Origin of the sequence: Mariniphaga sp., from assembly GCF_041687215.1 — a bacterium.
Lineage (GTDB): Bacteria > Bacteroidota > Bacteroidia > Bacteroidales > Prolixibacteraceae > Mariniphaga.
In genome coordinates this window covers 1-22,474 of sequence record NZ_JAWLCI010000016.1, presented here as the reverse complement: position 1 = coordinate 22,474, position 22,474 = coordinate 1, and the positions used below count along the sequence as shown (strand labels likewise).

Sequence of the window (22,474 nt, the reverse complement as noted above, 5' to 3'; positions counted from 1 at the left end):
GTAAAACATTAGAAACCAAATGAAGCCGTTTAATTGGACATTCGCACTCATTTTTTTCCTGGCTACACTTTCAGGTTGTATCCGCGATGTGACACTCACCGAAACCAACAGGGAACGACAACCGGTTTTAAACGGAATTCTGGATGCTGCAAAAGATACACTGGCTGTACATTTTTCCTGGTCGAAACCCATCCAGTCTGTACAATCTTTTGAACACGAAAAAGAAGCCCGGATACAACTTTTTGAGGACGGGCAATTTGCCGGTGAGTTCAGTTGGAAAGACAGCAGCGCTTATTATTTACCGTTTCAGGTGATTCCCGGGAAAACCTATAAAATTGAAGCCTCGGCTGGGGGCAAAACCGTTTGGGCGGAAACCACAGTCCCGCAACCGGTAAGTGCAACCATTGAACAGGAAAATCCCGAAGTTTACGGAAACAACTACCTGGCCATTTTAACCGACAACCCGGAGGAAAATAACTCCTACTGGATTTCGGCCACCGGCTACGAAGGCGTAGATGAAAATCGCACAAAAAACATTGCCTGCCTGATTTATTCCAATTTTGAATATGCCGACGATTTTAACCGGTACATCAGCGAAAGCGGAGTTTTTAAATTTGAGTACGATTACTATTTACGGTTTCCCGACAATCAATTGCCCCAAAACCAGATGGAGATTCTGTTCAGGCCGCAATGTATTGGTTTACCAATGGAAGTATTTCTGCTTTCAACCGACTACCATCTCGACAAATACATGAAATCGAGCCTTTTAACAGAGCGTATGGAAATTTACGCCGAAGATATGCCAATTATCTACGCACCTTTCCCCATCTATTCCAACATCAATGGCGGTACCGGAATTTTTGGTTCGTTTACCAGTGTTTCAAAAGAATTTTCAAGGGATTGAAATGGAATTAAAACACCATATAAAATTCATCGTCATTGCTTTTTTCAGCATTGCAATTTCCTTTCATTCGTTTGCACAGCCAACCGCAACCGTCAGTGGGTATGTTTCGGACACAGCAACCGGCGAACGGCTTGCCGGCGCCACGGTTTTTCTTCCTGAACATGAATCAGGCGCGGCCTGCAACGATTTTGGGTTTTTCAGCCTTGGCGTTCATCCCGGAAAAGTTACGCTGGTGTTCCGTTTTGTGGGTTTTGAACCGCTGCATAAAACCCTGAATGTTCAAACCGACACGCTACTTACCATAACGCTCGAAACCCGGAACATCGTAAAGGAGGTGGAGGTGAAAGCCACTCCCAAAGAAGATTTTTTGCTTTCGCCGGCCATGGGTACCCACCGGCTAAACGCGCAGCAGGTGGAACGCATTCCTGCTGTTCTGGGCGAACCCGATTTGTTGAAAGCCATTCAGTTGCTGCCCGGCGTTTCGTTTGCTACGGAAGGTTCCACGGGATTCAGTGTGCGCGGCGGCAGTCCCGACCAAACGTTAATCCGCCTCGACGGCGTGCCGGTGTATAACGTAAACCACCTGTGGGGATTTATGTCGGCCTTTAACAACGACGCCATTAAAGACACCCGGCTTTACAAGGGAAACCTGCCTGCGCGGTTTGGCGGGCGGATGGGCTCGGTGCTCGATGTAAGCATGAAAGAAGGCAACCTGCACAAACAGACCGGTACGTTTTCGCTCAGCCCCATTGCCGGGCGCTTTACCCTGGAAGGGCCGGTGGTAAAGGAAAAAGTTTCGTTTATGGTTTCGGCCCGGAAAACCTGGCTCGATGCCCTGTTGCTGGCCGCACAAAAACTGGAAGGACAGGGCGAACAGGTGCTCACTTACGGATTTTGGGACATCAACGCCAAAACCAACTGGGTGGTTAATCCGCGCAACCGGGTTTACCTCAGCTTTTACACCGGCCGTGATGCTTACAACATGGAAGATGGCGGCACCCGCCTGAAAGATTACACCCGGTTCAGTTACAACTGGCAAAACCTGACCTCGGTTTTGCGCTGGAACCGTATTTTTTCGCCCGTGCTGTTTGCCAATTTTTCGGCATACAACAGCCGGTTCAGGCAAATGTACCTGAATGAGTTCGACAAAAAAGGCGGCGAAGTTTACAAAGGGTACAACAACCTGAACGACTGGACCACAAAGGCTGATTTCGACTGGTACCCCGCAGCGGGAAAAACATTCCGGTTCGGGTACGAGTTCTCCATGCAGCAGTTCAGCCCCGAAATCATCTCCTACCGGTCCGATTCCTCCTCTTTTAAACTGAACACCGATGTTTTTACCCGGAATTTTATTGCCGAAGTTTATGCCGAAACTGAATTAAACATAACGGATAGAACAAAAGGCGCCGTCGGTTTTCGTGCCGGCAACCTGTCAACCGGCGGGGAAAACTACCGGAGCCTGCGGCCACGGGCGTCGGTGAGGCAGCTGTTTTCGGAAAAGGTTTCAGGCAAAGTTTCGTGGTCGCACATGAAACAGTTTTTGCACCAGTTGCAAAACACCACGCTGGGCATCCCCACCGAACTATGGGTTTCTTCCACCAAAAAAATTAAACCCGGCACTTCCGATTTGTTTTCGGCTGGCGTATTCTGGAATCCAAAAAATTACCAGTTTTCAGTCGAAACGTTTTACACCGCCATGAAAGACGTGGTGCAGTACAGGGAAGGAACCCCGGCCGCGAAAGAACGCGGCGACAGTTGGGAAGAGCATGTTGAACAGGGCCGGGGAAAATCGTACGGACTGGAACTGATGGCTGAAAAAACAACAGGCAGTTTAAACGGCTGGGTGTCTTACACACTTTCCAAAAGCACCCGGCAATTCAGCGAAATAAACTTTGGCCGGACGTTTCCTTATACTTACGATCGTCGCCACCAGCTTAACATAAACACAAATTGGAACCTGGGCGAAAAACACAAAAAAGGCAAAACCATTACCAAAGATTTTTCGGCTACCTTCAGTTATGCCTCGGGCAAGTACATTACCCTGGCCGAACAGGAATACCAGGCCATTCCGCTGCCTTTAATGGAAGGCTCGCGCTACAACGCCGAATGGTTTGCACGGCGCAGTTTAATCAATTCGGTGAACAACTACCAGATGCCCGATTTTCATCATCTCAACCTTTCCTACCGCATCGGGCGGCAAAATGCCGGTAAAAGCTATATCTGGAATTTTTCGGTGTATAATGTTTACAACCGCCTGAATCCGTGGTACTATTACAAAAAAGGCGACCGGATGAAACAGATAACACTGTTCCCGGTAATTCCGTCGGTTTCGTTTACGTACAGGTGGTAAAAAAATGAATCTCGAATTATTCTTTCCAAAATACAACAGGGGTCAATATCTTTTAATATGATTGGAAAAATCATACCTTTGAAACAGGATTAAAAGTGAACATATATGGATCTTCTATCGGTTTTACGGGAAGAAAAACGAAGCGGCCTGAAAGGAGGCATCTATCATAAAACGCAAATAAAACTGGCATACAATACCAACCGCATTGAAGGCAGTCAGTTATCAGAAGAACAAACAAGATATATTTACGAAACAAACACGGTTTTTTTAGAAGAAGGCGAAACAACAGCCAATGTAGATGATATTATTGAAACGGTGAATCACTTTTCCTGTTTTGATTATATGCTCGACATTGCAGAAGAGCCTTTATCGGAAGAGCACATCAAAAAATTTCATTACTTCCTGAAAATAAATACATCCGATTCTAAAAAATCATGGTTTCGTATTGGCGATTACAAACTGAGGCCAAACATTGTTGGGGGAACAGAAACATCTTTGCCTTCGGAAGTACCGTCTGATATGAAAATTTTAATGGAAACGTACCGCAAAAAACAAAACATAAGTGTTAACGATATCATTGATTTTCATTTTCGGTTTGAACAGATTCATCCTTTCCAGGATGGGAATGGCCGCGTAGGCAGATTAATTCTATTTAAAGAATGTTTGGCAAAAAATATCGTCCCGTTTATTGTAGAAGATGAACACAAATTTTTCTATTACAGAGGTTTGGCAGAATACCCGAAAGTGAAGGGTTACTTAATTGATACTTGCCTTAGCGCTCAGGATAGTTACCAGAAAATTATCGATTACTTTTTTCCAGAATCGAATAATGTGTAAAAAAATGTACCGGCCCCTTTCGAAGCCGGTACATTTTTTATGGCGTGTTTTTTTAATGGGTCATGGTATCACTCAAAGTGATGCTATGACTTATATTATATACGGAAAGAAAGCCTTATATTTGTAAAAAATGATTGGTTATGAGTTTAGTATTGACAAACAACACGATTGATAAATATTTTGGGTTTCTAACCAAATTAGATAACAAATCCAAGAAAAAGCTTATTGTAAAATTGAAAAAATCGATGGAAACCAAAGAGGAAGCAGATATTGATTTATTAAGCTTATATGGTGCTTGGGAAGATTCAAGAAGTTCAGACGAAATTATTAATGACATCAGAAAATCAAGGGTTGAAAAAAATGATTTAATCGACTTTTAATGAAATACCTGCTTGACTCAAATATTTGCATCCACTTCTTTCGCGGAGAATCAATTACATTTGAAAGGATTTCCAACATTAAAATCGAAAACTGGATTCAAAGATAAAAGCACAAATCAATCACAAAAAAATTACCGGCCCCTTTCGAAGCCGGTACATTTTTTATGGCGTATTTTTTCTTCTTCCTCCCCTTTGGGGAGGTCAGGTGGGGCTTTATGGAATCAACACTTTGTCAATTACATGAATGACACCGTTTTTGCCTTCGATGTCGGCAGCCACCACTTTGCTTTCGTTAATTTTTACTCCCGATGAAAGGTCAATTTTGATTTTCTGCCCGTTTAGTGTGGCCACCGAAGTATTCGATAAATCGGTTGACATTACTTTTCCGGAAACAACGTGGTAGGTCAGAATCGGGGTCAGTTGTTCTGCTGTAAGGTCTTTTACACCTGAAACACCCAACTGGCTGAACAGGCTTTTAAACGCATCATTCGTAGGTGCAAAAACCGTAAACGGACCTTCGGCGCTCAGCGCATCAACCAAACCGGCTTTGGATACAGCTTCCACCAGAATGGAGAAATCGGGATTGCTCACTGCAATTTCTACTACCGTTGAGCTGGCACTTTTCGAATCGTCGGCGCCAAAAAGGTCTGCATCCAGCATCCAGCTTTCCATAGCCATTGTTTTTTCTGCGGTATTCAATACCAATTCTGTATTTTTAAATTCTGAAGCAGTTACTGCAGTTGCTCCAACTGTAATTGCTACTGCCATTGCGATGTTTCTCATTTTTGTTTTCATTTTCTGAATTTTTAATTGATTATTACTATTTCGATTTTAAAATTTATTCAAATAAGTATTAGGGAATCAAAACCTGGTCGATAACGTGAATGACACCGTTTGAGCCTTGAATATCGGCAGCAATCACTTCGCTTTCATTGATTTTCACTCCGGCCGACAGGTCAACCGATAGGTTTTGTCCGTTCAGTGTGCCCACTTCGCCGCTTGAAAGTTCCGTTGAAACAACATTTCCGGATACCACATGGTACGTTAAAATCGGAATCAGTTGTTCGGTGGTTAAATCATCGATTCCTGAAATTCCAAGCTGTGCAAACAGTGCATCGAACGCGTCGTTGGTGGGTGCAAAAACGGTAAATGGTCCGTCGGCACTCAGTGCATCAACCAAACCGGCTTTTACAACCGCCTGAACCAGCGTGGTAAAGTTTTCGTTAACCAGCGCAATGTTCACAACAGTCGGTGGCAGAATCACCTTGTCCACCAGGTGAATTACCCCGTTTTCAGCCTCAACATCGGCTGTGGTTACCGAAACGCTGCCGTTGATGGAAACACCGTTACCAACTTCAACATACATTGAAATGTTGTTGTCATTGAAACTGGCCAGTGTGGGAACGTAGCCAGTGCTTAAATCGGTTGACATCACTTTAGCGCCAATTACATGGTAAGTCAAAATCTGAGTTAAATCAGCTACCGGAACATCATCAAGCGACGAAAGTCCGAGGTCGCTCAAAAGAGCTGCAAAAGCGTCATCTGTTGGTGCAAATACCGTCAGGTTGTTTTCGGTGCTTAAAAATTCGGCAAGCCCTGCTTTCTGAGCTGCTTCAATCAGAATACTGAAATTGCCGGCATCAGCAGCCACTTCAACAATGTTCTTCGACTCCATTACCGGAGTTTCGTCGTCGCTGCATGCTGTAAAGAGTAAACTTGCTGCAATCATTAAAGCCGGAATAATTTTCAATTTTGTTTTCATAATTTGTAATTTTAATTTTCAATTTGTTTTCTGTTTCTGAACTGTTTTTGTTTTCATCTTGTTTAACACAACTACATAAAGAATTAAACAGCATTTTTGTTTATTTATTTTTGAAATTAATTTTACAAAATCTGAAAAATATGATTTATGATATTGATTTATTGGCAATTAAAATAAAAGTTAAAATTTGTTAATATCAATTGATTGGACGCTTCAATACTTAATGGGAAACTGAAGACACCTATGCCAATGGAAAAAACCAGTTTAACCCGATTTTGAAAAAACAAAAATCTAAAACACAAAAACCTTATTTCCAGAAATTAACCTTGGTAACCTGCCGAAACCCCCCTATATCAAAACCTTATTACCTTATTGAGCAATTTCTGTTCGGTAATGCCAAGCATCAGTTTCAACCATTCCCGGCTGAAAATAATTTGATTTGTATTTACCTTTTTAATCAGTTCTAAAATAAGGCAATAAGGTCAGGTTTGTCGGTAACTGACTGGTTACTAAGGTTTAGGATTAGAAATAAGGTTTATAAATATCTGTATTAAAACCTGGAATGTATATCTGCCGCTCCTGCCATACGCAGGCTGGGACTGCGCTGATTTTCGCAGAAAGCCATAAAAATCAGTGTTTATCTGCGAATTGAAAATCGACGAAGTCAAATCTGCGAGAAAGTTGTAAAAATCATTGAATGATTGCACAATTTGCGGTAGGAGAATCATATAAACTTTATTCATCCGGAACAAAAAAAACAATCCGTTTTCAGGTAAGAATAACTTTAAATATCCACACTGAAAACATGATTTTTCTTAACATTCCTTAAAAACCGGCTGATTTCTAAGGTTCAATCTTTTAAATCGGCTAATTTTGCCCCCCGATTTTAAAACAATTTTCAACATGGCAGAAAAAGAAGAAAAACTTTTTACTGATTTTCCACCTGTTTCAACCGAAGCGTGGGAAGCCAAAATAAATGCCGATTTAAAAGGCAAAGATTATGAAAGGGCGCTTGTTTGGAGAACCTACGAAGGAATTAATGTTCGTCCATACTACCGCCGCGAAAACCTCGAAGGACTCGATTACCTGAATACAATTCCCGGAGAATTTCCGTTTGTGCGCGGCAACAAAAAAACCGGCAACGACTGGTTCATCCGGCAGGATATTTTTGTAAAAGATTTTGCTGAAGCCAACAAAAAAGCACTGACCATCCTGGGCAAAGGAGTCAATTCGCTTGGGTTTTATTTCGATTGCAATACCAAAGTTACGAAAGATGATTTGGCTGTGCTTTTAAAAGACATTTGTCTGGAAGCTGCCGAAATCAATTTTGTTTGTCCGTGCGACAACTGCAACTGCGCCCTGCCGTTTGCTGAATATGTTTTGGCAGGAAACGAAGACAAAACCAAAATCATCGGTTCAGCGCCGCTCGACCCCGTTGGTTCGTTTGTGCTGAAAGGCAAACTGAACCCGGACGCATTCGATGAGTTGAAAGAAGCGATTCAAAAAACGGCTGAATTGCCTTATTTCAGGGTGATTGGCGTTCACGGGAAGTTTTTTGCCAACAGCGGTGCTTCCATCGTTCAGGAACTGGCCTTTGCACTTGGGCAGGGCGTGGAATACCTTACAAAACTCTCCGAAGCCGGCTTGAGCACCGATGAAGTGGCCCAAAATATCAAATTTAACTTTGGCATTGGCAACAACTATTTTATGGAAATTGCAAAACTGCGGGCGGCCCGTTTGCTTTGGGCGCAGATTGTAAAAGCATTCGACCCGAAGAGCGACGAATCGGCCAAACTGATTGCCCACTGCGAAACCAACACTTACAATAAAACTTTTTACGATCCTTACGTGAACATGCTGCGTACCCAAACCGAAGCCATGTCGGCTGTGCTGGGAGGCGCCGATTCCATTACTGTACTGCCGTTCAATGCCATCTTTGGCGACACCACCGAATTTTCGGAGCGTATTGCCCGCAACCAGCAAATTTTGCTGAAAGAAGAGGCGCACCTCGATAAAATTGCCGACCCCGGCGCCGGTTCTTATTACATTGAGAACCTCACTGCTTCGCTGGCAGAACATGCCTGGAGCTTATTCCTTCAGGTGCAGGACAAAGGCGGTTTTGTACAGGCTTTTAAAGACGGATTCATTCAGAATGAAATTAAAACGATGGCTGCCAAACGGGACACCAACGTGGCGCTTCGCCGTGAAAACCTGCTGGGTGTAAATCAGTTTCCAAATTTTTCGGAAACGGCCAAAGAAGAATTCCCGGAATGGGTTTTCCAGGCCAGCGACCTCACCGAAAAAGATGCAGAAGTGGAAACATTAAAACCTTACCGCGCTGCACAACCGTTTGAAGCGCTACGTTACAAAACCGATGTGCACGCAAAAAACAACAAACGCCCCGTCGCATTTATGCTGCCCATGGGAAATCTCACGTTCAGGAAAGCACGCGCACAATTCAGTACCAACTTTTTTGCCGTGGCCGGTTTCGAAGTGATTGACAACAACGGGTTCAATTCGGTTATTACCGGAGTGGAAGCCGCCAAAGCAAAAAATGCTGACATCGTTGTTTTATGCAGCTCCGACGAAGAATACGCAGAACTGGCGCCACAGGTAGGCCAACTGCTGGAAAAAGAAATTCTGGTAGTTGCCGGTGCTCCCGAATGCAAACCGGAACTGGAAGCCAAAGGAATTACCAACTTCATTCACATGAAGAGTAATATTTTGGAGGAATTAAAAGCGTATCAAATAAAGCTGGGAATTAAATAGATGCAAGATAAATAGACACAAGATGGGGAGACACAAGTAGCAAGACAATGAGACACAAAACAAAGTCCCGATACTTGATACTAATAGTCCTGATACCTGATACTAAATTTCTCGATACTAATTTTAAAACAAAATACCATGCATAACTTCAAAGAATTGAAAATCTGGCAAAAAGGAAGAAAATTTGTAAAAGACATTTATATTCTTACCAGAAAATTTCCTAAAGAGGAACTATTTGTTTTGACTACTCAGATGAGACGGGCTGCTATTTCGATTCCTTCCAATATTGCAGAAGGTGCTGGCAGGGGAACAGATAAAGATTTCTCCAGATTCATTGATATTGCAACCGGTTCATCTTACGAACTTGAATCTTTGATTTATGTGGGATACGATTTAGAATACTATTCAGAAGAAAAAATGGATATCTATCTTGAAAAAATTCAGGAAATTCAGAAGATGCTTTATCACTTTAAAAATCATATCAATACCTGATTCTTAGTCTTGATACTTGATACTCTTCATCTTGATACTTGATACTAAAAATCTTAATACTAAAAAAATGACACCTGATTTCAAAAACATCAACATAAAAGACTTCCGGGCAAAACAAACTTCCGGAAGTGTCACAGACAATGCAAAGAACTGGCTGACCCCGGAGCAGATTCCGGTAAAACCGGTTTACACCAAAGAAAATTTGGAAGGTTTGGAACACCTGGATTATGCTGCCGGAGTGCCGCCGTTTCTGCGCGGGCCCTACTCGGCCATGTTCGCCATGCGCCCGTGGACCATCCGCCAGTATGCAGGTTTTTCAACCGCTGAGGAATCGAACGCGTTTTACCGCCGGAACCTGGCTGCCGGTCAGAAAGGGCTGTCGGTTGCATTCGACCTGGCTACCCACCGCGGTTACGACTCCGACCACCCACGCGTGGTGGGCGACGTGGGAAAAGCCGGTGTGGCCATCGACTCCATCCTCGACATGAAAATTCTGTTCGACGAAATTCCACTGGATAAAATGTCGGTTTCCATGACCATGAACGGCGCCGTGCTGCCCGTTATGGCTTTTTACATTGTTACCGGCCTTGAGCAGGGCGCTACGCTGGAGCAGCTTTCGGGAACCATTCAAAACGACATCCTGAAAGAATTTATGGTGCGGAACACCTACATTTACCCGCCGGAGTTCTCCATGAAAATCATTGCCGACATTTTCGAGTTCACTTCGCGGCACATGCCAAAGTTCAATTCCATTTCCATTTCAGGTTACCACATGCAGGAAGCCGGGGCCACAGCCGACATCGAGATGGCTTACACACTGGCCGACGGGCTGGATTACCTGCGCACTGGAATTAAAGCCGGCCTCGACATCGACGCATTTGCGCCTCGGCTCTCATTTTTCTGGGCCATTGGTATGAATCACTTTATGGAAATTGCCAAAATGCGCGCAGCACGCATGCTCTGGGCGAAAATTGTGAAGGAATTCAACCCCAAAAATGAAAAGTCGATGGCACTGCGCACGCACTCGCAAACCTCGGGCTGGTCGCTCACCGAACAAGACCCGTTCAATAACGTGGGACGCACCGCCATTGAAGCGATGGCCGCTGTGCTTGGCCACACTCAAAGTTTGCACACCAACGCGCTGGACGAAGCCATTGCACTGCCCACCGATTTCTCGGCACGAATTGCCCGCAACACGCAGTTGCACCTGCAAATGGAAACAGAAATCTGCCGTTCGCTCGACCCGTGGGCCGGTTCGTACTACGTGGAATCACTTACAAACGAGTTGGCACGAAAAGGCTGGGAACTTATTCAGGAAGTGGAAAAACTGGGCGGAATGTCCAAAGCCATCGAAACCGGTGTGCCAAAAATGCGTATTGAGGAAGCAGCGGCTCGCGCGCAGGGGAGAATAGACGGAGGTTCGCAAACTATTGTGGGAATCAACAAATACCGGCTCGACAAGGAAGACCCCATCGATATTCTCGACATCGACAACACGGCAGTGCGCCTGTCGCAGATTGAACGACTGAAAAAACTGCGTGCCGAACGGAATGAGGAAGAAGTTCAGTCAGCACTGGCAGCCATTACCAAAACCGCCGAAACTGGTAAAGGAAATTTACTGGAACTGGCGATTGATGCAGCAAAAAAACGTGCATCTTTGGGCGAGATTTCAGATGCCTGCGAAAAAGTGGCAGGACGATATAAAGCAGTAATCAGAACAATAGAAGGCGTGTATAAATCGGAAGCAAAAGATAAATCGGAGTTTAAAGAGGCGCAGGAGCTGGCACAAAAATTTGCCGAAATGCAAGGTCGCCAGCCGCGCATCATGGTAGCTAAAATGGGCCAGGACGGTCACGACCGCGGCGCCAAAGTGGTGGCCACGGGCTACGCCGACCTCGGCTTCGATGTGGATGTGGGGCCGCTCTTCCAGACTCCGGAAGAAGCAGCCAAACAGGCTGTTGAAAACGACGTGCATGTACTGGGTGTTTCGTCACTGGCAGCAGGACACAAAACTTTGGTGCCTGCTGTTATCGAAGAGCTGAAAAAACTGGGTCGCGACGACATCATGGTTATCGTAGGCGGAGTAATTCCGGCACAGGATTACAAATACCTTTACGACGCAGGCGCTGTGGCCATTTTCGGCCCGGGAACCAGCGTGGCCGCCGCCGGAAAGAAAATACTGGAGATTTTGATTGAGGCGTACAAAGAAAATTAGATTTTAGTAGTCAGTACAAAGTAGGGAGAAATTAGTACAAAGTAGGGAGTACAAAGATATAAGACGGGAAGCCGGTTCTGTGAGGGGCCGGCTTTTTGGGTGCGGTGGTTTCCGAACCGCCGATTTAATGATCAAAAAATACCGCGTAGAATCCGGCGATTGCCCGCAAAGCGATCCCTTCGGGAAAATCGCCGATCCCGAAAAGAACGGATATTGTGAAATTTTATTCCAAATGCTCTTGTATCACTTTTCCCCAAATATCGTAGCCTTTTTTGTTCATGTGAAGATTGTCGTCGAGAAACACATCGGTAAAAACCTGGCCGTTTTCATCGAGCATGGCGTTCCAAACATCGGCATATTCCAGGTTATCTGTTTTGTTAGCCAACCTTTCCAGTTTTTTGTTCAACTTCTCGTAGTTTTTGCGCAGATGCCAGCGGGCTACACTGGGTTTGGGCGAAATGAGCACCAATTTGGTTTCCGGCAAATCCCGCTGAATGCGATCAACCAGCAATTTGGCTTCTTTCAAAATTTTCCCCGGCTTTTTATCACTCGCAATGTCATTGTCGCCTTCGTAAATAAACAGGTAGTCCGGGTTGTATTTCGGAATCAGTTTTTCGTAATAATGAATCAAATCGCTGAAATGCGAACCGCCAAAACCGTTGTTAATCACATTGAATTCAGGGAAATAATCCGCTACGTCTTTCCACATGAGCACGCTGGAACTTCCGGTGAAAAGAGCCAGTTTTTTACCGGGCTCAAACTGATGTTCTTTTTGAACAAGTTCTTTAATCTGCGATTGAAACCGGGTGGGGTCCTGGGCGTTCAGGTTATAAACTAAAAACAGGAAAGTAATTGCTATAAAATACAGTTTGCCGTTCATTTTATTTTACTTTAAATCTTTATAACTAATGAGTTGAATTCCCTTTTGCTTAATGGTTTGTTTCACCTTTTCGCTGGTAAAAACCCGGGTAACCCATTCGCGATCGAGGCCAACATTTTCGTAACCTTTATGTCCCACAGTTTTCATCTCATCTGTATCTTTTGCCGGATGCTCCACAAAAAGGTATTTGCCGGGCGTAAGCTTTTTCAGGTTTTCACAAAATTTATCGATACGCTGTTCCATGGGTACATCCCTGCCCCATCCCTGAAACCTTTGAAGCCCTTCAGTTTTCACTTCAAGCCCGTATTCTTTGGCCAGTCTGTTTACCAACTCGCCAATTTTCGGGTCGAGGCTGGTAAAACCCATGTGGCTTGAAAGATGTGATATGTGCGGAAGATGTTTTAGTGACAGTTCAATCTGCGCACGTAGCTCTTGTTCCATTTCCTCCAGTTTCCATTCTGATTCGGAAATGGATGAACCGGGTGGAAAGTTGGGATTTTTCCACACCATCGGAAAAAAATAACCGTCCGCATCAACCAAACCGAGGCAATGGGTGAGTGGGCGCCACTTTACACTGCTCCACTCGCTGGTGAGTGTTAAATGAATGCCCACATCGTAACCGGGATTTTCGTTCAGTAGTTGCACTGCCTCGGGAAACCATGCACAGGTTGGCATCAGCTCCACCGAACGGGCAATTCCGTTTTGGTACGATTCGATACATCCCACATTCGCCGCATGAAACGAACCAATGTCGTCAGCGCGGATGAGGAGCTGGATAGTATTTTCATTCTGAGCAGTTCCCATAAAAACTGATATTAAAAAAACGAAGAAAAAGAATATTTTTTTCATGCTAAAATTTATTTTGGGTTTTCCTTTGCGTCTTGGCGAGAACTTATTATCACGCAAAGACGCAAAGTTAATTGACAACAATCCTCTTATCCAAACCACTCCCGTTTTCTGCCCTGCATTTTATTCAGCACATCAATGGTAATGTTCACGTCGTTTACAATCTGGAAGTCGAACATGCCCACGCAAATAAAATCTGCACCGTTTTGGAACGCCCAGTTGAAGCCGTCTTCGGGCGAAATGGCGCCGGCAGCCAGCACCTTGAATCCCATTACAGGCACCTTTGCGCGTTCCACGAATTCCACTGTCCGGTCGGGAAACAGGCAGAAACAGTTATCGTGAAACCGATTGTGGTCAAGGTACCTTTTGCCGTCCACTTCAAACGGCACCCGGTTTTCGCGCGGGTGTGCCGACCAGTACCGGTCGTGGTGCATAGTCTTCATGTAGTAGTCGGGAATAATGCCCTGTTCTTCGCAGGCAATCAGCGCGTCCACAGTATGTGACGCCAATCCTGCGGTATAGCCTTGCGAACGAATGCGGTCCATCATTTTTCCAATCACATCCATTTTATTGTCACGCACCAGCCAGTCGCACCAGTTACCCTGAACCTGAATGATGTCCATTCCCGAATCGATGGCTTTGTCGATGTTCACATAGTAATCGTTGTTTTCCATGTCGGGATGAACCTGGCAAATTATTTTTATGTTACTGCCTGTCATTTTTCGGTATTTCGCCATGGTTTCTATGGTAGGAAAGCCGATGTTGATGGTGTCTATCCCGGCTTTCTCGGCCAGCATAAGGGTTTCAAAAATTTTCTTTTCAGTGTTGTACGCCCGAAAAAGCGAGGGTACATAAATGAGGTCGCGCGAGTGTGCCCAGCCGCCAATGAGGTTTCCGCCCAGCACCAGCCGGCTGATGGTTTGGTTGCCGATTTTCCCTTTGGGCAGTTCGCCTTTCAGTTCGCTGATGTCGGCGCCACCAATCTGTATGGTTGCTCCTGACAGAGTGTCCACTCCAAACTCCTGGCTTTCACGAAAAGCACCCCAGCCAATGATTCCCAAAGCAGGCAGAGTAGCCAGATTTTTTAATGCTTCTCTGCGGGAGGAAAGCACCTCCTGTTCTTGTTTAACCGGCTCTTTCGCCAATTTCTTTTTCGGCAAAAAATACTGAAGAGCATAAATTCCGTAACCTCTTTCTTTAATTAAAAGCAACAACAGCAATGCAGCGGCTTCTATAAAATTTTTATTTACAATATAGTAACTTCCTTCCACCGGGGCCAGCAGGGAACCGCCAAAAGGCGGATAGGCAAAATAGTACAAGGCCAGCAGTAAAATACCTGAAACCGATGCCGTGCGGATAAAAACGCCCAGAAAAAGAGCCAGTCCTATTAACAACAAAGCCGCAATATTGATGGGATCGATTATTTTCATCAGCCCTTCGGAAGCTGCCATCCAGTGGTAAAATCCGGCAAACGGACCGTTGGCATTGGCCAGATAGCCGGCAGCAGACCAGTTCGCAGCCCACAATTTTACCAGTCCTTCGTAGATAAAATGCCAGCCAATAGCCACGCGAAACAGGGTGATGATAAGTTTTTTCAGGTTTTGGTTATTCATAGTTCCTAATTTATAATCCTGTGAAAAAACAAAAATATCATTTTCCTTTTTCGAAATGTATTTTATACAGCATGTAAATCCTGAAAAGCAGCTATTTAGATTAATTTTTGATAATCAGATAGTACAACGTTTTGTATTCCGCACCATCAATTGTAAAATTCCCCTCTTGAACAGGTACTTTCCGACCGGTAATCAAGCCATCGTGATCAAGCACCAACACTTCAAAATTTTTCAGGTTTTTAGATGAAATTTTCGCATTCACCGGTTCCAGCAGGAGCGGTTTATCCCCTTCACTTTTCAGTATTGTTTTGTTTTCTGAATGTTCGTACTCCATCCCGGTATTCTTGGCACGGGCAACGGCAGTTACCAGAATTTTATCTGAACTTTGCAGATTTCCTTTTTCAGAAAGTTCTGTTATCAAAATAACGGCAAACGGATTATCCGTTTCTATCTGCCAATCGCCTAAATTCACCTTTTCATTCTGAGCAAAACCAATGATTCCTTTTGTTCCTTTTGTATCTATTGAAACAAAGTTTTTATCGCCGTAACTCCATTTTAGTTCATCTGTTACAGAGGTTATGATTTTGGTCGCCTCATTCCAGTATTCCGAAACATCGGGAATTTCCGTTTCCATGTTTTGCTCAGCAAATTGAACCGGGAATCGTCCGATAGCCAGCATTTCAGGCGTGACCGTACCCGTAAAACTTTTATCATCGTAACCTTGCCTCACCAGTTCTGTGAATCCCAATTCCCCTTCAGCCAGAGAAGGGATATGCACATTTCTGGTAGCAATTACCGGACTTTCGGTGACATCGCCGCGGTAAATCATTCGGGCAAGCGCCGGGTAAAGCCCCATGTGTAAGGGGCTGGTGGCATTGTAAACCCCGTGTCCTTCCGATTGCAAATACCTTGAAAACCGCGGAATATCCGTGGCAAACGAAAAGGAAGTGTCCCATCCCTGCAGGCCCAACCCGTAAACGGCAATGAGCGGAGCTGCTTCGGCTGTCCATTCGTTGGGCACCAGGCTCATCCATTCCGAAAAAGAAAACGGTCGGTTCACCACATCCTGCAGGCCTGTACTGAGCAAGCCCGAACCGGGTAGGGAGATAAGCGGCGTATTCTTTACGGTTCCTTCTGTCATGCGGTGGCCGCCGGCTCCCCCGCCAAAATAGTTGTGGCGGTCGATCATTCCCACTTCATAATCGGCATGCAGGTTATACAGGTGCGAAATTCCTGAACCAGCCTGCCAGCATGAGGCAACCAGTACACCTTTATATCCGGTTTCGCGAACAGCCTGTTCAAACTTCTTGTAAAAATCCACCTGCCGTTCATATAAAAACCGCATTTTATCGAGCACATGGGTTGCCATCGGGCGGTTTTCCTTCAGAGCTGTTTCGTATTCCCAACTGAATAACCCGTGGTTCGGATCGGGAAAAATGTTTTCCCGTTCAAGCGATTCCCCTTCGGGTATGTTTTCTGTACCCCAGGCTTTTACCAGCCCTGCCTGGCTGTTGTATTTCTTTTTCAGCCACTGCGAAAACTGCCTGCAAAGCAAAGACCGGTAGGTGGGCGCCTGCTCCAGCGACCTGCCAATGGCACCCCAGAAAATATTGTCTTCATTCTGAAATTCGATAAACGCCAGCGCCGGATCGTCGGCATAACGAAGTCCGGTGTGCGGATTAATATGGTTGAGCATATTCACAGTTAGGTCGATGCTGAGTTGCTGCAAATCAGGGGCAAAATTCACCAGGCTGGAAGTGGAGCCGTTCAGGTGCGCCCAGGGATATTCCAGGTTCTTAATTTCAGAATAAGCCAGCAACCGGCTACTGTCGCCCGGCATTACACGATGCCCGTAAATATGCGACCAGCCATAATAAATTCCTTTTTCACGCAATTTAGCCTGAAAATAATCGAACCGTTCAAACTTTTCGGGGTCGAATTCAGTGGATTTGTTGTTGTGATAGGCATACCACGAAAATTTGTGAAACCGGACAGCATTCATCCCGTATTTTGCCACAAAGTTGACAAAACTATCGGCCTTTTCAGCCTCAACATAGGGCAGGCGGCTGCAAATATTAGTACCCCAGAATTTTATTTCTGCACCATCTTCAAAAACCAGTTTATCCTCTTCATTCTGAACAAAACCATGTTTACCGGCAGGGGCATCGAGCCAGTGTTCTATTCCGATAATTCCCGGTTCCACTGTATTTGTGGGAGTAAACGGGAACCAGTCTTTAGCATTGTTTGAAAAGGATTGCCCGAATATGTTAACAGGAAAGGCAAATAAAAAAACAAATAAAAAGCGTGCTACCATCTTCGTAAAATTTTTATGTTCTAATTTCATCGTAAATTATCTTTTTCTCATTCTTACTACTGGTTAAACTTTAATATCATCGTCTCTCCTTCAGCAACCACTTTTTCATTTTTGAAATCCCAGGTTTTTACCGAAAGATTTTGAGGGTTTTGAATTGAAATTTTATTCAATGAAAGAATTCCGTGAACCACTTCAATTTTTGCCTCTTTATCACCAATTACAATTTCTCCCCAGGCAGAACCCGTGGACCAAAATGAACGGAAATCTGATTTGTTGATTTTCGGCGCGAAAGCCAGTTCTTTATTTACGCCATCGTATTCAAACCCTGATAGCGCCAGCAGAACCGACCATGCTGACAAAGCCCTCGCGTAATGCACCCCCGACTCGACGTGTTCAAACGGATTCCGCTTTATTCCGTTGTACCGGTTTTGAACTGCTTCGGTAATACGCAGGCCTTCTTCCACTTTTCCCGAATAAATGAGCGATGCCGCCACCTGGTATTCCACGCCGGTCCAGATTTCTTCGGCATACACAAACGGCAACACGGGTCGGTCTCCTTTGGGCCATGTACAGAGCACCATCCCTGCCTCATCATTCAATCCGTAAACACGCTGAACATTATTAAATTCCCGAAGGTTGGAAATAAAATTATGCTCATAAATCGCCATCAACGCTTTGTCAGTTTTTTCCTGTTCTGCAATATAACCGAGGCCTGAAACAAACGCAAGATATTGTCCCAGCAACTGATCGGCCAGGCAGCCATTGCCGTATTGGTACTTTGGAATTCTCCTTCCGTTTTCATCGGGTGGCGAAAGGTGGTCTTCATCGTACAATTCCGGATCATTTACAACAATCTGGATAAAATAATCGCCGTTCCAAAGCGAATCTGACATAAGTATGGAACCTTTCCGATAAACTTCTAGGTATTCTTTTGCCTTTGCTTTTTCGCCCATTGCCAAAGCCATTTCGTGACCGGCTTTTAGTGCAGCGAGATACAGCGAGGTAGTCATAGAACTGGGGCCATAAAAATCGATGTCGTATGTGTTGTGCTGACGGCCGGAAAGCAGTCCCGTTTTTTGCGGGTCCCATGCGTTTTGTTTGTTGCCTGTTTTATTAAGTGAGGGTTCGCCACTTCCGTACCAGGCAAATTCGAGCGCTTTTTGAATTTTGGGCCACAGTTTTGCCAGCCATTCATTATCGCCGCTGAATTTCCATTCGCGATAAGCCCTTATAATTGTTCCCATCTGCCCGTCGGCAGCAGCAGGTCCGTTAAACCAGTATTCACCGGCAGGAATTACGGAACGGTGAGTTTGAAAGCCGTCGTCAAACGTATTGTGCAAAAACTCGATTTCCCGCATTTTCCGTTCCAGCGTAGGGAACAGCGACGCCAGTGCCTGCTCGTAATTCCAGACATGCGTGCATGTTCCGGGGCAACACCAGCCATTGTCGAGCACTCCCTCATAACCATGAACTTCGCCGTCGGTTGTGACCTGTATCAGCGGACTTGCAAAGGTTGCCACCTGTGTATTTAATGCTTCAATTACATAATCAGGATACGAGGAATTACCAATAATACGGGCAAATGTCTCAGCTTTTTCGGTAAGAGTTTTTTCTTTCGTTAAAAATTGGTTCAAAACATCCAGTTCACTTGTAAAGTAATTGGCATAACTATTCTTAAAAACTTTTCCTACGGCTTCTGTAATTTCAAAAACCTCTCTTGCTGTGGTTATTCGTTCCGGGAAATACCAGGCCATGTAAAACGGAACCGAGGTTTCTTCTCCTGGTTTCAGATTGAAGGGGACAAGCACTGTTGCCATCCGATGGGTAGATTCATTGTATGAGGCAGGTTTGTAGGTGGTAACCCATTTCTCTTTTTTTATTTCGATTTGCCCGTCGTCACGGAAATCGTCCCAAAAAATGTGCGTTTCATCGCGCCAGGTGCCGGGAAACCAGTGGGTTTGAATCTGCACATCAGCAGCCGTTGTTCCCATAAAAAATGAACCACGAAAATTTACCGGCACATCTTCTCCTTCTGACGTAAACCGAATTCCCTCTACACCTTTTTCAGAAACAAATTCATTGATAATTCGATCTGCTTCTACCGGATTCTCCATTGATAAAGCAATAGAGGCATCGATGGTATTGTTTGTTGGATTTTTAATTATCCATCTGAATTTCGATACCGGATAATTGCTTGCTTCAAAATCAAGGGGAATGATTGGATTCACAATTTCCAGCGAAACATCAACCGGAACGGCATCGTCCTCGAAATTCCAAAAAAGATGCGGATAGTTATTTACTAACCTGGCTTCACTCATCCGGGGCAATCCCCAGGCATAAACATGAGTGATATTTTGGTAGGGAGGCAAAAGTTCTCGTTCCAGCAGGGTTACTTGTGGTTCTTTGCCTTGTTCCTTTAACCAAAGCGAGAAGAATGTTTTTTCAAGACGTCGCTGCCGGTCGGGGCGGTTAAACACCTCGACATGTTCAATGTTTCCCCTTCCCCCAACAAGAATGTTTCCGGTGCTCACGCCGCCAACCGGAATTCGCAGGGTTTGCAGTTCAGAACCTGTAAAAGTTGATTTTTCAGACAATTGAGCACCAGAAATGCCGCAAAAAAAAGTTGCTATTACGGTTAAAAAAAATGGCTTCATACAAATATTGTTTTGCTGAGATTACTTCTATTCTGATTCGTAAATATGCAGCACCCAGTCACTGTAATCAAGTGTTCCGGGGTACATACCAGGTGCGGTAAACTGAACTTTTCGGCCACCTTTAATTTGTCTTTGTGGTGTTGATTCACCCGTTGCCGGATTATACCAGTAAAAGTTAAACTTTTTTCCTTCAGCCGTTTGACCCATATCAAGGTGCATCATACCACCATACCGCAAATAAACAACATATTCTTTTCCCGGATTCGCAAGGCAAAACGGTTGCGGCGAATCACTTACCAGTTCTGGTAAAGGTTTCATGTCCCACCACTTCACCTTTTTAAAAAACTTAGCCAGGTGCTGCATCGAAACTGCTCCTTCATAGTCAAACGATTCGATTTCAGCCCCAACCTCAATGGGCCAGGAGCCACCTCCGCGAGAGGGAGCTTCCGGCACGCTTGCAAGCCAAACATGTCCACCACCATAAGTGTGCCCTGCCGCCCCGGAAAGAACAGCTCCCCAGGCAGCCAGCCGGACATCTTTACCGGTTGGATTTCCTTCCACAAATTCATACCAGGGCTCGGTAACCACAATGGGCTTTGCAGGTTGTCGCTGGTATTCAGCAGCCACAACAACCGGTATCATTTCGTTGGCATATTTCCCGTGCCCCGATTGCATTTGATTGTAATCTAGCCAGGGTTCGTTGTTCAACACCTCCCCCGTTGACCACTGCGGAGCATCTGCGCCGCCGTCCCAGAACGGAGGCGTATTATGCAAACTGACAATGCGTTGATAAGGATCTTCCTCTTTTACCAGTTCGCCCAGTTCTTTCCAGAAATCGATGTCAAAACCAGCGTTGTTGTGCATGTTGTATTCTCCTGCAAGTACCCAAACTACATTATAGGCTCCGAAACGATGAATGAGGTAACGCCACCAGCGCTTCATTTTTTCTGCCCCAATCTTTTCATTCAGTTCAGGACGGCTCCACCAGCCGTGAATCCAAACCGTAATTCCTTTCGAGTTGGCATAAGCAATCATTTGTTCCACTTTTCGGGCGTGATCAGCATCGAGAACAGAATACGATTCATCCAGGAGAGAACTTTCCCTTCCCCAGCCATTGCCGGGAACAAACAACTGCCCAACGTTAAAACCTTTTTCAGCCCGGTTATCCACCATTTTCTGAAAAGTTTCAAAATAAATTCTTCTGTTTGTCCAGTTCCACCATGTATCGCCTATCCACAAAAATGGCTCTCCGTTGTCATACTCAAAATAATGTCCGGCATTTATACCGTCTTTTCTGACGCGAATAAAACCATTTCTGATGGGGTTTGACTTCAATTCTTCTTCACTCCAATCAACAACTTTAATTTCCCCGGTAACACCGTTCAACCCGTCGTCATTTGAAAATGAAGTGTATTCCCAGGTTCCTGTATAAGGAGCAGCGAAATTCACTTTCCATTCATTACCGCCATCCCAGAATCCCACAATTTCGATTGTTTTATCTTTGGCTTCGCCATCAATACCTTTAAAAGTAACCCTCAGCAAATCATCCGGTTTATGGGCGGGTATATCGGCATACGGATTGGAATATTGTCCGTCTGCTGTGAAAACAATTGGATAAGCTTCCCATTTATGAACATGTTGACTTTTTGCATTAAATATTACTGCAACCAGAAAGGCAAACAATCCGGCAATTTTTACTAAATACTTCATTCTCATTTATTTAAAAATAATCTCTTATGATTCAATTACATCCAGCCAGTTTTGAACAACCTGCCGGGCCTGGTCGTTCAACTCGCTCAATTCTTCGAATGAGATAACTCCATCGGCCACCTGCCCGGAAATAATCATCAGGTATTTTGATCCCGACATGTTATCATACCTGCGGGCCAGGTGCTTGTCATGGGAAATCAGTTGTTTGTAGATGGAAAAGTAAGCTTCCCGGGTTTCCAGTTTCCCGGATTTCCATTTTTCAATAACAGCATTTGCTTTTTCAATGCTGTTTTGATATTCCCGCCGCAGACCTTTTTCAATTATCTCGCGGGCAATTTTTTTCTGCGATTTTGGTAATTCGTATGGCATAATTATATTGATTTTGGCATATTGTAAATATAGTCGAGATGATTGGATCTGGAATGAAGAATATCCAGATACCTGTTCACGTCTTCCCGGTATTCAATCCAGTAGTCCTCGTGCAGTTTTTTTGTAACGAGATTATAAAGCCGGTTGGTTGTGACTGCAAGTTTCGAATCGAAAACTGTCCAGCAGGTGCCCAAATCGTCAGTAAATCTTTCGAAAACAAAGGTTAAAATACTGTTTAACAATTCAGCTTCTCCAACAAAATCACTTGTAATCTTTGCATAATAATGGGTGGCGATCCGGTATTACGCAGATTTACAATAATTTGATCAAAAATTGCTCCTGCTTGTTAATATATAAACAACTAAAAATTAACAGTTAT

The 22,474-nt window shown here is 44.6% G+C and carries 17 protein-coding genes; 7 read left to right on the top strand and 10 right to left on the bottom strand.

Annotation, left to right across the window (positions count from 1 at the left end):
- Positions 1–19 precede the first annotated feature (19 nt).
- The 4 genes from ACESMA_RS07915 to ACESMA_RS07900 all read left to right on the top strand — a co-directional run bounded on the left by ACESMA_RS07915 (position 20) and on the right by ACESMA_RS07900 (position 4,471).
- On the top strand, positions 20–904 hold the full coding sequence (locus ACESMA_RS07915; protein WP_372948256.1) for a DUF4249 domain-containing protein: 885 nt from the start codon (positions 20–22) through the stop codon (positions 902–904).
- Position 905: 1 nt separating this feature from the next.
- Entirely contained in the window at positions 906–3,254 is a 2,349-nt protein-coding gene (locus tag ACESMA_RS07910; RefSeq protein WP_372948255.1) for a TonB-dependent receptor, read from the top strand.
- Between the two features lie 105 nt (positions 3,255–3,359).
- Complete coding sequence (locus ACESMA_RS07905) at positions 3,360–4,091, top strand: Fic family protein (protein WP_372948254.1); 732 nt, start codon at positions 3,360–3,362, stop codon at positions 4,089–4,091.
- Positions 4,092–4,231: 140 nt separating this feature from the next.
- A complete protein-coding gene (locus tag ACESMA_RS07900; RefSeq protein ID WP_372948253.1) occupies positions 4,232–4,471 on the top strand; it encodes a hypothetical protein in 240 nt (79 codons plus the stop codon).
- A gap of 213 nt (positions 4,472–4,684) precedes the next feature.
- On the opposite strand, the gene ACESMA_RS07895 is transcribed toward ACESMA_RS07900, so the two are convergent.
- Positions 4,685–5,266 (bottom strand): fasciclin domain-containing protein, encoded by a 582-nt coding sequence (locus tag ACESMA_RS07895; RefSeq protein WP_372948252.1) that lies wholly within the window; start codon positions 5,264–5,266, stop codon positions 4,685–4,687.
- Between the two features lie 58 nt (positions 5,267–5,324).
- Entirely contained in the window at positions 5,325–6,233 is a 909-nt protein-coding gene (locus tag ACESMA_RS07890; protein ID WP_372948251.1) for a fasciclin domain-containing protein, read from the bottom strand.
- Positions 6,234–7,136: 903 nt separating this feature from the next.
- Between ACESMA_RS07890 and ACESMA_RS07885 the strand changes: the two genes are divergently transcribed.
- The 3 genes from ACESMA_RS07885 (at position 7,137) to scpA (ending at position 11,709) form a co-directional block, all read left to right on the top strand.
- Positions 7,137–9,002 carry a methylmalonyl-CoA mutase family protein gene (locus ACESMA_RS07885; protein ID WP_372948250.1) on the top strand — a complete coding sequence of 622 codons (1,866 nt, stop codon included), beginning with the start codon at positions 7,137–7,139 and terminating at the stop codon, positions 9,000–9,002.
- Between the two features lie 138 nt (positions 9,003–9,140).
- Positions 9,141–9,494 carry a four helix bundle protein gene (locus ACESMA_RS07880; RefSeq protein WP_372948249.1) on the top strand — a complete coding sequence of 118 codons (354 nt, stop codon included), beginning with the start codon at positions 9,141–9,143 and terminating at the stop codon, positions 9,492–9,494.
- A 67-nt stretch (positions 9,495–9,561) separates the two neighbouring features.
- The gene (gene scpA, locus ACESMA_RS07875) at positions 9,562–11,709 is read left to right on the top strand and encodes a methylmalonyl-CoA mutase (protein WP_372948248.1); all 2,148 of its coding nucleotides are present in this window, start codon (positions 9,562–9,564) and stop codon (positions 11,707–11,709) included.
- Between the two features lie 223 nt (positions 11,710–11,932).
- Here scpA and ACESMA_RS07870 read toward each other — a convergent pair whose 3' ends face one another.
- From ACESMA_RS07870 to ACESMA_RS07835, 8 genes are all read right to left on the bottom strand, one after another.
- The gene (locus ACESMA_RS07870) at positions 11,933–12,589 is read right to left on the bottom strand and encodes a GDSL-type esterase/lipase family protein (protein WP_372948247.1); all 657 of its coding nucleotides are present in this window, start codon (positions 12,587–12,589) and stop codon (positions 11,933–11,935) included.
- 6 nt (positions 12,590–12,595) lie between these two features.
- Complete coding sequence (locus ACESMA_RS07865; RefSeq protein ID WP_372948246.1) at positions 12,596–13,438, bottom strand: polysaccharide deacetylase family protein; 843 nt, start codon at positions 13,436–13,438, stop codon at positions 12,596–12,598.
- Positions 13,439–13,524: 86 nt separating this feature from the next.
- Positions 13,525–15,048 carry a hypothetical protein gene (locus ACESMA_RS07860; RefSeq protein WP_372948245.1) on the bottom strand — a complete coding sequence of 508 codons (1,524 nt, stop codon included), beginning with the start codon at positions 15,046–15,048 and terminating at the stop codon, positions 13,525–13,527.
- A 100-nt stretch (positions 15,049–15,148) separates the two neighbouring features.
- Positions 15,149–17,362, bottom strand: a complete 2,214-nt coding sequence (locus ACESMA_RS07855) for a hypothetical protein (RefSeq protein ID WP_372948244.1) — start codon at positions 17,360–17,362, stop codon at positions 15,149–15,151.
- 56 nt (positions 17,363–17,418) lie between these two features.
- Positions 17,419–20,016: a GH116 family glycosyl hydrolase gene (locus ACESMA_RS07850; protein ID WP_372948243.1), complete on the bottom strand. Its 2,598-nt coding sequence runs from the start codon at positions 20,014–20,016 to the stop codon at positions 17,419–17,421.
- A 27-nt stretch (positions 20,017–20,043) separates the two neighbouring features.
- Positions 20,044–21,726 carry a DUF4038 domain-containing protein gene (locus ACESMA_RS07845; RefSeq protein WP_372948242.1) on the bottom strand — a complete coding sequence of 561 codons (1,683 nt, stop codon included), beginning with the start codon at positions 21,724–21,726 and terminating at the stop codon, positions 20,044–20,046.
- A 24-nt stretch (positions 21,727–21,750) separates the two neighbouring features.
- Positions 21,751–22,095 (bottom strand): hypothetical protein, encoded by a 345-nt coding sequence (locus tag ACESMA_RS07840; protein ID WP_372948241.1) that lies wholly within the window; start codon positions 22,093–22,095, stop codon positions 21,751–21,753.
- A gap of 2 nt (positions 22,096–22,097) precedes the next feature.
- A complete protein-coding gene (locus ACESMA_RS07835; RefSeq protein ID WP_372948240.1) occupies positions 22,098–22,337 on the bottom strand; it encodes a hypothetical protein in 240 nt (79 codons plus the stop codon).
- Positions 22,338–22,474 lie beyond the last annotated feature (137 nt).

What these genes read in the sequence shown, in the direction of transcription:
- ACESMA_RS07900 (WP_372948253.1), top strand. Translation starts at nt 4,232, where the DNA reads ATGAGTTTAGTATTGACAAACAACACGATTGATAAATATTTTGGGTTT.
- ACESMA_RS07905 (WP_372948254.1), top strand. Translation starts at nt 3,360, where the DNA reads ATGGATCTTCTATCGGTTTTACGGGAAGAAAAACGAAGCGGCCTGAAA.
- ACESMA_RS07910 (WP_372948255.1), top strand. Translation starts at nt 906, where the DNA reads ATGGAATTAAAACACCATATAAAATTCATCGTCATTGCTTTTTTCAGC.
- ACESMA_RS07870 (WP_372948247.1), bottom strand. Translation starts at nt 12,589, where the DNA reads ATGAACGGCAAACTGTATTTTATAGCAATTACTTTCCTGTTTTTAGTT.
- ACESMA_RS07855 (WP_372948244.1), bottom strand. Translation starts at nt 17,362, where the DNA reads ATGGTAGCACGCTTTTTATTTGTTTTTTTATTTGCCTTTCCTGTTAAC.
- ACESMA_RS07895 (WP_372948252.1), bottom strand. Translation starts at nt 5,266, where the DNA reads ATGAAAACAAAAATGAGAAACATCGCAATGGCAGTAGCAATTACAGTT.
- ACESMA_RS07845 (WP_372948242.1), bottom strand. Translation starts at nt 21,726, where the DNA reads ATGAAGTATTTAGTAAAAATTGCCGGATTGTTTGCCTTTCTGGTTGCA.
- ACESMA_RS07880 (WP_372948249.1), top strand. Translation starts at nt 9,141, where the DNA reads ATGCATAACTTCAAAGAATTGAAAATCTGGCAAAAAGGAAGAAAATTT.
- ACESMA_RS07840 (WP_372948241.1), bottom strand. Translation starts at nt 22,095, where the DNA reads ATGCCATACGAATTACCAAAATCGCAGAAAAAAATTGCCCGCGAGATA.
- ACESMA_RS07915 (WP_372948256.1), top strand. Translation starts at nt 20, where the DNA reads ATGAAGCCGTTTAATTGGACATTCGCACTCATTTTTTTCCTGGCTACA.
- ACESMA_RS07865 (WP_372948246.1), bottom strand. Translation starts at nt 13,438, where the DNA reads ATGAAAAAAATATTCTTTTTCTTCGTTTTTTTAATATCAGTTTTTATG.
- ACESMA_RS07885 (WP_372948250.1), top strand. Translation starts at nt 7,137, where the DNA reads ATGGCAGAAAAAGAAGAAAAACTTTTTACTGATTTTCCACCTGTTTCA.
- ACESMA_RS07860 (WP_372948245.1), bottom strand. Translation starts at nt 15,048, where the DNA reads ATGAATAACCAAAACCTGAAAAAACTTATCATCACCCTGTTTCGCGTG.
- ACESMA_RS07850 (WP_372948243.1), bottom strand. Translation starts at nt 20,016, where the DNA reads ATGAAGCCATTTTTTTTAACCGTAATAGCAACTTTTTTTTGCGGCATT.
- ACESMA_RS07890 (WP_372948251.1), bottom strand. Translation starts at nt 6,233, where the DNA reads ATGAAAACAAAATTGAAAATTATTCCGGCTTTAATGATTGCAGCAAGT.
- scpA (WP_372948248.1), top strand. Translation starts at nt 9,562, where the DNA reads ATGACACCTGATTTCAAAAACATCAACATAAAAGACTTCCGGGCAAAA.